The sequence below is a fragment of the Eikenella sp. NML070372 genome, assembly GCF_001648415.1.
Classification (GTDB): Bacteria; Pseudomonadota; Gammaproteobacteria; order Burkholderiales; family Neisseriaceae; genus Eikenella; species Eikenella exigua.
The window spans coordinates 1-12,065 of record NZ_LXSN01000012.1 but is presented as its reverse complement, the minus strand read 5'-3'; the positions used below and the strand labels follow the sequence as shown (position 1 = coordinate 12,065).

Sequence of the window (12,065 nt, the reverse complement as noted above, 5' to 3'; positions counted from 1 at the left end):
CGCCTGCCGGCCGGTTAGGCTGGTCAGGCGGTTGGTTTACTCTGCTTCGCCTTCGGCTGCCGGCTCAAACCACAAGGCTTCTTCCCCGGCAGCCACATAGAAGCGTTCGCCCCTCTGCCGGATTTGGCCGTAGAAGCCGGTGGCGGTGGCCTCCACCAGCTGCAAGCCGTCTTCCGGCGTCTGTTCCGCAGCCTGTCCTTTGCGTGCCATAGCTGCCTCCTATTTGATACGCGGGCTGTCAGCCGGCGGAGTGTTAGCCTGCAGGCCGGCCACAATCTGCGCCGAGAATTTGCCGTTGCCCACCGCGCCGTCCACAGTGTAGTTCAGGCGCACAAAACGCTTGTGCTTAACCGGCATCGGCAGCACCACCTGCGCACCGGCTTTCAGATCGGCGGCCGGCACCACGCCATTCAGCACGTCGGCATAATCGCTGCCGGCAGTGTCGCTGTGTTGCAGGGCAAAGTTGATTTTGCCCGCACCGCCGGCCGCTTCTGCCACCGTAACCACTACATACAAAGGCTGGCTGTTCAAGCCCAGGTTCGGAGTCGGCTGCCCCAAGTCCACCTCATGAGTGGATGGCGCGGTTGCGCTCACTGCCTGCTTGTCGGAAAGTTGCAGGAATTTATCGATAATCATGTCATACCTCCTTATTTAACCTGCGCTTCGCTCAACAGGAGCGCATCGCTGCGTTTCACCGGAATGCCGTCAAACGACACCACATGCTTGCCGGCCACCTGTTCCATAGTCAGGGTCGAGCCGACCACCTTGTTGGCAATCTGGCGGCGCAGGAAGCTGCGCACCTTACGGTTCACATAGAACACCGCACGGCCCATATTGGCGTTGGGCAGCAGTTCGATGGCCTGGGTCATCAGGTCAATCAGGTCGGCACCGGCTTTAGCGTCTTTAGTCAGCTCCTGCCAGTTGATGTTGGCAATACGCACCACATAGCGCCAGTCGCGCAGGGTCAGGCCGGCATCCCATTTGTAGTGCGTGCGGTAGGCTTGGTATTCGCCGCCTTCGGCATCTTTCACCGTGTCTTCACCCAAATCACGGATAACCAAACCCGCCTTACTGCCTTTCGGATAAATGCCGTGCAGGGTATTCGGGCCCCATACGCACAACCAGATAGAAGTCAGGTCATTACCGGCGCCGCCGGCATCAATGATGTTCTGGCCGTTTTCTGCCGCCTTACTGTTGAATCGCGGAGCCAAGCCGGTAAAGCGCTGCGGCGTGGCGGAGGTATCACCATAGAACAAGGTGCTGGCCAAGTTCTGGTTCATCCCCTCCACGAAAGCACGCTCTTCACTCAAGCGCCAAGTGGCCGAATTACCGTTCAAATCAGCCAGCGCCTTATCGGTCAGCGCATAGCTTTCCAGCATGCCCATACTGTCTTTGATGGTAACCGTGGTTGATTTCTCCGGCTGCACACCGTAGTTCAGCATACGCCAGGTACCCTGCGGCAGGCCGCTGCGCACCGTGGTCTTATGCTCGGTGAAACCGTTGGCTTCCAACCAAGTGGCATCCTCCAAGATTTCATTGGTTTCCGTCAGCATTTCGATGATGTCGGAGATGTTCCCCTTGTCATCCATGCGGCTGGCCACATCGGCCAAAGTCGGATTGTTGTGTTTCAATACACCCATTGCTTACCCCTTTTAAGGATTCATGTTGCTTGCGTTGTAAAAACTTTGCGCAGAACGCGCCTCACCCTTGTTGGCATTGACCATACCGTCTTCCCGCAAAGTCAAACCAACCCGGTAGAACATCCGGATAAAGGCCGGATGGTTGCCCAAGCCGGACTGATTGAGCAGGTCAGTCAGTTCCGGCGAGCCGTATTGCTGCAAAGCGCGCTTCGCCACCGCCATGTTTTCGTTCAGCTTATCGCCGCCAAACTCCGCATCCGTGCGCGATTGCTGCGCCCATTGATTGCTTAAAGCTTCCATCTGCGCACCGTGGCGCTGTTCCAGCATGCCGGCCATCCGCCCCAGCATCAGGTTGGCCTGATCGTTATCCAAGCCGATTTCACGCGCCGCCGCCTCGTATTCCTTCAGCACATCGGCATCGTATTCTTTGCCTTCTGCCGCCGTGAACCGATACTGCTCCGGCGCCGCTGGCTTATCCTGCTGTTCCGGTGCGGCCTGCTTCTCCGCTTCAGCAGGCTGCTGCGCTTCCGCCGCCGGCTCCTCCTGCTCCGGCGCCACGTCTTCCGCCGCCTCTTCCGTGATTAAATTCTCATCGCTCATCGCGTGCTTCCCTCATCATCAAATCGTATTCATCCGGGCACTCACGCATCACCCAGTCCAACAGCCACAAGCCGAGATTACGCCGCCCCTCGGCAAACGCCATCCGCACCGGCTCGGGATTGAACACCGAACGCCACACACCGGCCTGTTCCAACAAGCGCCGCACCACCCGCCGCCCCGCAGCGAGCTTCATCAGCGCCCGAATATCCGACTGCATCGCTTCCTGTTTCATTACCCTCTCCGGCTGTCTGCCGCCACTTTAATACAAGTCATGAAAAATCAAATGTAACTGTAAAAGTTGGTAAATTTCAGGCAAACAAAAAAGCAGCCCGAAGGCTGCTGAAAAAGCCCGCTGGGCGGGCCGGGGGGGGGAGTTAGAAGCTGGCAGGTTTTAAAGCAGGGGATTCAGCTGCAAAGCTTTGCATGTCCATGATTTTAAGAGGCTGGCTGCTTTCGATGAGAACAGTCTCGCCAACTCTTAATCTTGCATGAATAAAATCTTGATTAGACACAGGGAAATTTAGCATGGTTTGCATTAAAACCCCATTCAAAGAATCGTGCCCCTCTGTATTCTCAGAAGCTTCAGGAACCATATCCAATGTCCACGTTACCTCTGTTTTATTGCGTAGAATATCAATATGAATCCGGGCTCCCGGCACAAAACCTTGGCAAGTTATTGGGATGTGATAAGTGATGCAGAGGCACAACTGCGGGATAACAGCCGTTTTCTCTGGAATAAGGTAAAAACCGGGACGCACGCCGATGAGGGAATATTTCAACTCACCGGCATGGCGGATGATTTCGTCGCAGTATTGGACGGCTAAGGTGGCAGTGGTCATGCTTTTTTCTCCAAGTATTCCCATTGGCGGTTAAAGGCATTTCTGACTTCGTCCACGCTCACTTCCAAAACAGCAGCCAATTTAGACAGGGTGTCAGTATGCAGAGAATATTGGTTATGCTCAATGCGTGAAAGATAGGATTGCTGAACCCCGGCTGCCTTCGCCAGCTCGCTTTGAGTGAACCCTTTTCTCAAGCGGAGGCTGACAATGGTTTCGCCGCCCATATCCTGCATTAAACGGTCGGCTATTCTGCCGGCCACCCTATCCATTGCTGCTTTTCTACGCGGGTTGCTACGAACGCGGTTCAAATACCTGCCAGCTGACACACAGGCAGAGACGGGGCGACCATTGATATAGCAGGCGGTTGGCATGGCAGAGGATGCCCTAGGCGTAGCCTCCGCCATCGGTGCAGCTACTGCAGCGACGATTAACACGCCGCATTGATACCATAATTTAATAGATGTTTGCATAATCATTCCTTACCCTGCACATCAACTTATGATTCGGCTGATAGTCAAAACAATCAAGAGATTTGTGGGCAACCGCTAAAATATGTAGGTGCCTACTTAAAGCGCCGTTAGGTTGTCGCTCATGCCGCACACAATAGAGGATTCTGTAAGGTATCACGGACTCATCATCCAGCCGGATGCGCATAACCCTTATCCGCTGCTCCCATAATATGCCTACTCTTTTTACTGTTATCCCCAACAAGCCGATAGGCGGATCGTAGTCTCGATAAAACTTTTCATCTGCCAACTTATCAAACAAATCAGGCTCTTCTTCTATCAATGCAATCACATGGTCAAGATAGGCAACACCATCTTCATCATATTGGGACAGTCGGTCTAAGTCCTGTTCTGCATGGTCATGGATAAAAAGTTTTAGCGGCATATTATATCTTTTTAGTTATATGGTGCAATTACATTTACCTGACTACCTCATAAAATGTTGGCATATCGCTAACTTCTCAATCCAACACTTCCCATCATACCCCAAGCCATAAAAAAAGGCAGCCCGCGCCGCCCTTTATTCCCGCCTTGCCTAAGCATAGCCGCTGAACGCCTCCGTCACATCCGTATTGCCGGCAGCCCGGCTCACCTTCTGCACCGCATCCGCCGCCTGGTTGGCCATCTCCAGCTGCTGCGCCTGCTGTTGCTGCTGCGCCCGCTGTTCGCGCACCGCCTGCACCTGCTCCTCCGGCAGCATAATGGACTGATCCACGCCCAAGGCTGAAGCGTATACGTCCGTCAAGCGGTCGGCATCAATCTTGTCCAACACCTCCGGCTTGAACTGTGCCACCCCGCCCACGGTCGAAATAAAGCGGTCGATGCTGTTGGTGGCTACCGCCTGCTGCGCCTGCGCCAGCATCGATACCAGCTGGATATCGATATCCACGTCCGCCAGTTCTTCCGGCGGGGGCGGCAGCATCTGCGCTTCCTGCATAAAGTCGAAGGTGGTTTCAATCAGCGGATCGAGCAACTCGTTCTGCAAACGCTCCAACACCGGCCCCAGCATCAGCAGTTTTTCCTCATGCCGCTCCGCCACCTCCGTGGCCGTCATGTTCGGATTCTGCTGATTGCTCAACATCAGGAACAAATCCGCATAGAAGGTGCTGCGGATGCGCCCGCGCACGTCCTGAATATCCTGCAACAGGTGGTTTAAATCCAGCTGCACCTCATACAGCGGGCGGATGCCTGCCTGCGAGCCGGCGGAATCGGTGTACATAATCCCGCCGGGCAGCCTGTCCACATCCCGATATTTCAGGCTGGTCGGCACTTGCAGCGGCGGGTTGGTCTTGTAGTCGATACCCTGCGCCTTGCGCAGCTGTTCGTGCTGCAGCTGCTTGATATCGCCCAATGCTTCCATGCCTGGGCTGTGGCCGTAAATATCCCCGCCCGACACCGTCCAGCGCGGGCATAGGGCCGGGAAACGCCTAAAGCCGCCCTCGCGCAGCACCTCGTTTTCCCCCGCCCCTTTTTCCAAATACACCGAACGCCACGGCATATTCAGCGCATCGCGGCGCGAAGCATCCCGCTCCAAGCGCGGCTCGACGGCATGGATGATGGTCACCCAGTCATCATACTTTCCGTTGTCGTAGCGGCGGCGCAGGGCAGGGCTGCAATTGTTGTAGCCGAATTCGCGCACCGTCTCCGCCACCGTCTTCTGGAACTCACGATACAGCGTATCCACCTCGCCTTTCCAGTTGGTCGCCACCGCATATTCCCCCACCGTCAGCGGGTAGTGGTGCAGCACATCATCGAAGTCCGGCAGGATGATGCTGGCCGCCGTGCCGAACGCCCCCAGCTCCTCATACATCGCATGCAGGGCACGGTAAGTATTCGAGCGCTGGAAGACGGTGTGCATCAGCTTGGTCGTCTGGTCGAGCCACAACTTCACCGGCTGGTGCTGCATCAAGCCGCCATCCTCAATCGCCAGCTTAAACCAAGGCCGTGCCGGCGAAGTCATGCCGCTCATCATCCCCGCCGCCAAGATGCGCAGCGCCTGCGTGCCGGTGCTGTCGTAAATCTCATTGAAGCGCTTATCGCCGCGATTGCGTTCATCTGCCAAAAAACGCCCCGAACGCGGCAGCAGATGGCGGGAAATATCGCGCCAATGATCATCCCAAGAGGCACGCTCCTTCTTCAGGTCGGCATGCCGCTTCAGGATGCGTTTGCGTAAAGTCGTGTCCATGTCTTACCCCAAGAGGGAGGTTTTGCCCAACAGGCCCTGCCTGCCCAGTTTCAGCTTGTCGTTTCCAACCCCTTCCGAGCCGGTCAGCATGGTGCTGCCCACCCCGCCCCCGTCCTGTTGCGCCGCCTGCAGCAAGCCGGCCGTGTTGGCTTTCTTGCCGTTGGCCTTATTGAAATCGCGCTCCGCCTGCAAAGCCTGCTTTTCCGCCTGCCTCTCCGCCTGCGCCTGAGCCTGGGCCTGCTTCTTAGCCGATCTCTCCCCAGAGTAAATCGAATACCCCGTCCCCACTGCCGATGCTACGGCGGAAATAACTGCTGCTGCTGCTGGCATCTTTTCTATCCTTTCGTCAGTTGCCGTAAATAAACCACATCCTCACGGCGGCCGCGCCGCGCAAGTATGCCTTCAAAACTGCTGCCCGGCTTGGCATGCCAGGCCGCATAAGCCGCCCCGCGCCGCGCCGCTTCCCGCTCAATCGTCCGCACCAGGCGCAAGCCTGCCGTCCCCGCCCGATATGCCGGCAGCAAAAACAACGCGTCATGCTGGCACATCAGGCAGTCATAATGCAGATGGCGCAACAGGAACGCCGAGCAGTAGCCTACCAGCTCACCGTCAGCAAACGCCCCGGCAAACAACAGATTCCCCGCTGCCGCCACCGCCTGATACAGCTCACGGTTCAAGCTCACCTGCCCGGCCCATGCCGCCTCCGTTTCCGAGCGGTGCGCCTCGGCCAGATGCCGTTCAATCCAATCCATATGGCGCAAGCCGTCATCTGTCCGTACATCAAGCATAAGGGTTGTACCTCAACACGTCTCTATTCCCGCCTGCCGCGCGCAAGCTGTCGATTTTCGGCGTATCCAACAGCGCCAGGCAGTAGGCGCTCGCATAGTCAGGCGATCGCCCGATTTTCGCCACAATCTCCTCACGGCTCGCCACATAGATTTCCGCGCCGGACAGCTTCCAGGTCGGCGCGCACAAATCCGCCAGCAGGCGCGAATCCGGCGGCAGGGCAATGCCCGTATTGTTGGCCGGGTCGAGCGCCTCGCGCATCCGCCACCACAGCTGCGAGCGCAGATTGCGGAAGCCCAAGCGCCCCGACTTATCCCGCGCGGTCGATTTCTCCGCCACATTCACCCCGATCACCTGCTGCCGTGCCTCGGTCAGAAAATCAAACGGCGCGCTGCCCACCCCGATCACATCAATATGGATCGGCGCACGGTTGCGCAAAGCCGCCATCACCAAGCCCGCCGTAGCCGGCCCGTCCGGCGTTCGGCTGCCCGGGTACACCAGCGGCCGGTCAAACCACATCCCATGCCGCCGCGCCAATACCGTCTCATCCTTACCGCCACGCGCCACGTCCACCCCCAGGCTGTCCATATCCGGCAGCTTACCTAAAGGCTTCCATCGTGCCATTGCCGCCTCCGCCCATGCTGTTGGGATAACCTGCCACGGATCGTCCTCAATCCCCGCGCTGAAATCCCCGTTCAGCATCTGCGAGCGCAGCGGCTCGGGCAGCGATTGCAGCGTATTCACATAGCCCGTGCCCATCAGATACGGGTTATCCGTTACCCGGCTGGGGATAAACGTGCGCCCCAAAGGCTTCACCACCTCTTCCGGTTTGAAAGCCCCGCGCTCGAACTCATACACCGGCACCCCGTCCGCCAGCACAAATTCCCGCCCGTCATCCACCCACACATCCTTCCCATCCACACTGGCCGCATAGCGGATTTCCCCGCCAGCCGCCGGATTAGGAAACTTCTTATCCAGCCACGGCGCAAAGAAATCCACGATCCAACGCCCCTCCGCCGTGGTCGGCGGGTTAAAGGTCAATAGCGCCTGGCATTTCTGATTCGGGTCGGTCGAGCGCAGCCAGCCCAGCAAGGCCCGCACCTGAATTTCCAAGAAATTCGCCGCCTCGTCGAATATCAGCAAATCGTGCGGCCGCCCCTGATACTTCTGCCAGTCGTCCACATGCAGGCAGCTGCCCAATTCAATCTGCCGCCCATCCAGCCGCCACACACCCTTCTGACTGTTGAAGCCGTCATCATTGCCGATCAGTTCGCGCAACCTGTCCACAATCCCCTGCAACTGCTTAGAATCGCGGCGCAGGATCAATACCTTTTGGTGTCGGGTTAAAGCCTTGCCGCAAGCCAAGTCCGTCTTACCGCCGCCCGCCGCACCACCGAAGCCGATAATATCCGCCTGCGTGGTATAGGCCGCCAGTTGCGGCCCGGGCAACGGCATCCACAGCGGCAAATCGCGCAGCAGGCTATCCAACTCCTGCCGTTCCGTCTCCGTCAGGTAAGGCAGCAATTCCGCCACCTCGCGCGGCAATACGTCATTCCCCATCTTTCCTTGCCTTCGCCATCGCCAACAAGCCGGCAATCTTAGCCGAACGCTCCGCATCCGAAATCACAATCGCCTCCCCATCGCGCCCGCTCAGTTCCGTCCTGTCCACAAACATACCCAGATGCTTGCCCAGCAAGTCCAAAGCCTTGCCCGCGCCCGCCGGCTCCAGCGCATACACTTCCACTTCCCGTGCCGTGACTTCGCCCATCTGTGCATTCTTCACAACTTCCGTTATCCGCACCGGCTTCCTGCCCATGCAAATATCCCGCAGCTCGCGCAAATCCCGCACTACCTCATCTTGGGTCAGCTCCACCCGCGCCGAACGTTTAGCCTGTCTTTCCTGAATTGCCTGCTGAATGTCAGGTTTTGTCAGGTTCTCGTATCCAATTGCCCGCGCCGTAGTCTCACTATACCCCGCCCGAATCGCCGCCTGCGTGGCATTCAAATCCACCAAGTATTCCTCAACAAACCTTGCCTGTTTTGGTGTCAGCTTCCCCGTCTGCCCCATTGTAATCCTCCATCTCCAAATCCAAATGTAACCAAGTCTCCCTACGGCAAATCGCACCAATAGTGCGCCAACTGACTTCAAAAGACTCTGACAGCAAGCAATACCCCACACCAGCTTGACGTAAACGTAGAATCGCCTTTACCTCCCGCTCTGTCAGCTTCGCCATCCCGTGATTCTCTCCCCGGCACTTCATTCACCACTCCCTCCCGCCAAACTCCACCCCATTACCAGCCGCCCACGCCTGGATATACTCAATCAAACTCGCCAGCCTGCGTACTCCCATCCGCGCCGTACTCTCCCGTAGGTTGATGACTTCGCCCTCCAAGCCAATCGCCATTTCAGCCGTGCCGCCGGTGGCAATCCGATGCCCGGAGACAAAAATCATCTTCCATTGCTCGATTGAGAGTTTTTGGCCATTAAAGGTTTTATGTTTCGCAATATCCCCCAGCATCGCGTGCAGCTTGGCATTTTGCGCATCCGAACGTTTCCGCTCCCGCACTTCCACAATGACCTTTTCATGCGACTGCAATAGCGTTCCCGCCATCTCATACGCCAGCTTCATCACATCCCGCTTGTTTTTCTTGTCCAGCACCCGCTCAAACTTTTGGCTCATTCGATTTCCCTCGCCTTCCGGCGGTATGCCGCCGCCAGTTCGCGCAGCTCCTCTTTCGTCCACTTCCGCACTTCATGGTCGGCATCCAGCTCTTCCACCCGTGCCCGCCCGATGCGTTCAATCAAGCCGATACGGTAGCCCCGGATATTGCCGCTCTCGTACAGATTGCAGCGCACACAGCCGCCATGCACATTGGCCTCGTCAAACCGCAGCTTGTTGCTTCTGCCCGCCGGCACATAGTGGCAGGCTTGGAAATTGTCCTTCCACGGCGCACCGCAGCTGATGCAAGGCCTGCCCCTGTCCCGCAGCCGGATGTAGCGGTTAAACGCCGCCTGCGCCTTCTTGGTCAGCTCCGGTATGGTTTCCAGCCTATGCCGCAGCGCCTTGGTCCTTGCCCGTTCCTTGCGCTTGGCTTCGCGCTCTGCCTTGGTAGCTGCCTTACGCTTCTGCTCACGCCGATACTCAATGCCGCAGGTTATGGAACAGACAAGCTGCCCCATCCTCTGCTTCTCAAACACCGTGCCGCATACTTTGCATTTACGCCCGGCCATCCCGCTTCCTCCCGCGCCAAGCCGCCCGGTAGCGTTGCGGGTATGATGTGATGTAGCCCCGGTATTCGCGCCAGCATTCCGATACGAACAGCCAAGCCCCGGCCAAAGCCACGAATATCAGCAACAGCACAAAGCCAATCAACAGCACCACGGGCGAAGTCAGGATATACAGCCGTCTGTGCTGCTCGTAACGTTGTAAAAATTCATCAATCGATTCCATGTTGTTTTCTCACTTTCTCCAAAATCTCTTCACGGGTCGGCGCACCGGATAGGGCAGTCAGCTGGTGCAGCATCTTCTCCTGCAGCTTCCTGTTCGGCCGGCAGCGGCGGATTTGTTCGGCACAGCATTCCGGGCAGCGGAAGTTCAGCACAGAGCCGGTAGGCGGGCAGCAGGGGCAGGTGTCCATATCACACCTCCATCGTCAATCGCTCGAGCAGCGCAGCAATCTGCGGGCGGAACGGGTTGCCGTTCGGCAATGCGGGCAGCGGCTCGCCGGTTTCCAGCCAATGCCTTTCCTCCGCCGCCTCGGAAGGCAAGCAAGTCAGTGCCTGTTCGGCGGTCAGGCGGCCTTTGCGTACTGCATCCATGATGGCGGTGGTTTGATGCTCGCGGTTGTAGCCACGGCTAACGAACCATTTCACTTTGCCCCCGTTGGCCAGCAAGTCGGCGGAAAGTCGGGTGTAGCTGTCGCGGAAGGCCATACGCGCCCCAGTCTTATCCCCGGCGGCGAACAGCTCCCATGCCCCGTTGCCCGCCGCCATCATGGCGATTTCCGGCACAATCACAGTCAACTCCTCATTGCGCCATCCTTCGGCCAACATCCCGAAAGCTTCATCGGCAGACGGCAGGCCGGTATCAATACGCTCCAAGATAGCGGCCAAGCTCAAGCGCCCGGTCAGCTCACGGCGGCAGCGGTTGAGTGCGGACAGCACGGCTGCCGTTTCGTAGGTTTGCAAGTCATCCACCATCACATCCACAGCGGCTGCACTCAAAGTGGTGCCGGTTAGTTCGGCGGTAACGGCCAGCGCCTGTTTCAGTTCGGCGCGTTTGGCCAAAAATTCTTGTTGGTTCATACTGCTGCTCCCTGTTGTTTGCGTTGGTAGCGCTCCCACGCCGCTATGTCGTCGGACTGCATCACGGCATCAAAATTGCCTTGTGTGCGTTCGGCCTGCTGCGCTTTGGCTTGGGTCATCTGTTCGCCGCGCTGCATATCGGTCAGCACCTGCTGGTAGGACTTGAGTAGGCAGCCGATTTCGTGGCGGGATTGCACAAACCAGCGGTTATTGTGGGAAACGAAGTAGGCCGCCAGATGCGGGGCAAGCTCCCTGCCAACGAAGCGCACCAGTTGCGCCGTCTGCCCGCGTGTTTTGGCATTCGAGGCAGGCAATACCCCGTAGCGCTCGCGGTAAGCTCCGGCATAGGCTTGCCAAGTCGCCACGTTGTCGGGGTTCGGTTCAGATTTGGGTTTTGGTTTGGCAGGCTTGGCAGTTTGGATTTCTGCCAGCTGAAATTCAGGTTCGGCAGCGGCGGGATTTATCCCCGTCGCCACCTCTGACGGTTCTCTCTGATGGTTAAAGGTTTCTGATGGTTCTTCTTTATACGAAGGTGCAAAATTTGCACGTTCCGAAGGTGCAAAATTTGCACGTTCGGGGCTGGATTTTGCACATGCAGAATTTGCACGTGCAGAATTTGCACGTGCAGAATTTGCACGTGCAGAATTTGCAGGTTCTGAATATTCATCCAGCGTGATGTAGTACAGGTCGGTTTTCCTGCGTTGGGTGTTTTGGCGGCGCTCTTTTCTCAAAATGCCGCGCTGCTCCAGCCATTTGCAATGGCTGACCACTGTCCGCAGCGCCATGCTGCACTTGGCGGCAAGCCTTTCTTGGCTCGGATAGCACACCCCTTCGTCGTTGGCATGATCGCACAGTGCCAGCAACAACATTTTCTGCCCCATCGGCAAACTCATATCCCATGCAATACTCATCAACTTCACGCTCATTTCCTGTTCCTCACTGCCGCCAACATGCGGCGCTCGCAAAATTCACTCACTCCCAAAGCCAGGGAGAATGCCCAACTCCAAAAACGCTCACGCATGGCCGGCCTCCGCTTCCACCATCTGTGCCGGCTTGGTAATGCCCTTTGGGGTTAAATACACTTGGGCGCGCAGCTGCTCCGTGCCGCTGCTGTCGGTGTAGCGGTGCTCGCTGTGGCGGATTAGGCCCTGCTGCACCTTGTCCTGATAGCCAATCCACGAGCCGCGCCCGTCGCGCTTGTAA

The 12,065-nt window shown here is 57.5% G+C and carries 20 protein-coding genes; all 20 read right to left on the bottom strand.

What is annotated here, in order from left to right:
* Nucleotides 1-36: 36 nt before the first annotated feature.
* Entirely contained in the window at nt 37-210 is a 174-nt protein-coding gene (locus tag A7P97_RS10285; RefSeq protein WP_156497510.1) for a hypothetical protein, read from the bottom strand.
* 9 nt (nt 211-219) lie between these two features.
* Nucleotides 220-636: a Bbp16 family capsid cement protein gene (locus A7P97_RS09435; RefSeq protein WP_067596373.1), complete on the bottom strand. Its 417-nt coding sequence runs from the start codon at nt 634-636 to the stop codon at nt 220-222.
* 11 nt (nt 637-647) lie between these two features.
* Complete coding sequence (locus tag A7P97_RS09430) at nt 648-1,640, bottom strand: major capsid protein (RefSeq protein ID WP_067596372.1); 993 nt, start codon at nt 1,638-1,640, stop codon at nt 648-650.
* A 12-nt stretch (nt 1,641-1,652) separates the two neighbouring features.
* A complete protein-coding gene (locus tag A7P97_RS09425; RefSeq protein ID WP_067596371.1) occupies nt 1,653-2,240 on the bottom strand; it encodes a hypothetical protein in 588 nt (195 codons plus the stop codon).
* Entirely contained in the window at nt 2,230-2,472 is a 243-nt protein-coding gene (locus A7P97_RS09420; RefSeq protein ID WP_067596370.1) for a hypothetical protein, read from the bottom strand. The genes A7P97_RS09425 and A7P97_RS09420 overlap by 11 nt, the downstream gene beginning before the upstream one ends.
* A gap of 142 nt (nt 2,473-2,614) precedes the next feature.
* Entirely contained in the window at nt 2,615-3,079 is a 465-nt protein-coding gene (locus A7P97_RS09415) for a hypothetical protein (RefSeq protein WP_067596369.1), read from the bottom strand.
* The gene (locus A7P97_RS10835; protein ID WP_231865700.1) at nt 3,076-3,549 is read right to left on the bottom strand and encodes a helix-turn-helix domain-containing protein; all 474 of its coding nucleotides are present in this window, start codon (nt 3,547-3,549) and stop codon (nt 3,076-3,078) included. Before A7P97_RS10835 ends, A7P97_RS09415 begins: the two co-directional genes overlap by 4 nt.
* A complete protein-coding gene (locus A7P97_RS09405; RefSeq protein WP_067596367.1) occupies nt 3,533-3,970 on the bottom strand; it encodes a hypothetical protein in 438 nt (145 codons plus the stop codon). The genes A7P97_RS10835 and A7P97_RS09405 overlap by 17 nt, the downstream gene beginning before the upstream one ends.
* 150 nt (nt 3,971-4,120) lie before the next feature.
* Nucleotides 4,121-5,770 carry a portal protein gene (locus A7P97_RS09400; RefSeq protein WP_067596366.1) on the bottom strand — a complete coding sequence of 550 codons (1,650 nt, stop codon included), beginning with the start codon at nt 5,768-5,770 and terminating at the stop codon, nt 4,121-4,123.
* Nucleotides 5,771-5,773: 3 nt separating this feature from the next.
* Nucleotides 5,774-6,100, bottom strand: a complete 327-nt coding sequence (locus A7P97_RS09395) for a hypothetical protein (protein ID WP_067529327.1) — start codon at nt 6,098-6,100, stop codon at nt 5,774-5,776.
* A 5-nt stretch (nt 6,101-6,105) separates the two neighbouring features.
* Entirely contained in the window at nt 6,106-6,522 is a 417-nt protein-coding gene (locus A7P97_RS09390; RefSeq protein ID WP_197484499.1) for a GNAT family N-acetyltransferase, read from the bottom strand.
* A gap of 28 nt (nt 6,523-6,550) precedes the next feature.
* Entirely contained in the window at nt 6,551-8,116 is a 1,566-nt protein-coding gene (locus A7P97_RS09385) for a terminase (protein WP_067596364.1), read from the bottom strand.
* Nucleotides 8,106-8,624, bottom strand: a complete 519-nt coding sequence (locus tag A7P97_RS09380) for a terminase small subunit (RefSeq protein WP_067596363.1) — start codon at nt 8,622-8,624, stop codon at nt 8,106-8,108. The genes A7P97_RS09385 and A7P97_RS09380 overlap by 11 nt, the downstream gene beginning before the upstream one ends.
* 193 nt (nt 8,625-8,817) lie before the next feature.
* Nucleotides 8,818-9,237, bottom strand: coding sequence for a recombination protein NinB (locus A7P97_RS09375; protein WP_067596362.1), 420 nt, complete (start codon nt 9,235-9,237; stop codon nt 8,818-8,820).
* Nucleotides 9,234-9,788, bottom strand: a complete 555-nt coding sequence (locus tag A7P97_RS09370; protein WP_067596361.1) for a recombination protein NinG — start codon at nt 9,786-9,788, stop codon at nt 9,234-9,236. Before A7P97_RS09370 ends, A7P97_RS09375 begins: the two co-directional genes overlap by 4 nt.
* Entirely contained in the window at nt 9,775-10,008 is a 234-nt protein-coding gene (locus tag A7P97_RS09365; protein ID WP_067596360.1) for a hypothetical protein, read from the bottom strand. Before A7P97_RS09365 ends, A7P97_RS09370 begins: the two co-directional genes overlap by 14 nt.
* Nucleotides 9,995-10,195, bottom strand: coding sequence for a hypothetical protein (locus tag A7P97_RS09360; RefSeq protein ID WP_067596359.1), 201 nt, complete (start codon nt 10,193-10,195; stop codon nt 9,995-9,997). Before A7P97_RS09360 ends, A7P97_RS09365 begins: the two co-directional genes overlap by 14 nt.
* Nucleotide 10,196: 1 nt before the next feature.
* Nucleotides 10,197-10,862 (bottom strand): hypothetical protein, encoded by a 666-nt coding sequence (locus A7P97_RS09355; protein WP_067596358.1) that lies wholly within the window; start codon nt 10,860-10,862, stop codon nt 10,197-10,199.
* Nucleotides 10,859-11,788 carry a helix-turn-helix domain-containing protein gene (locus A7P97_RS09350; protein ID WP_082887666.1) on the bottom strand — a complete coding sequence of 310 codons (930 nt, stop codon included), beginning with the start codon at nt 11,786-11,788 and terminating at the stop codon, nt 10,859-10,861. Before A7P97_RS09350 ends, A7P97_RS09355 begins: the two co-directional genes overlap by 4 nt.
* An 87-nt stretch (nt 11,789-11,875) precedes the next feature.
* A partial coding sequence (locus A7P97_RS09345) for a phage antirepressor KilAC domain-containing protein (protein WP_197484493.1) occupies nt 11,876-12,065 on the bottom strand: 190 nt, incomplete at its 5' end.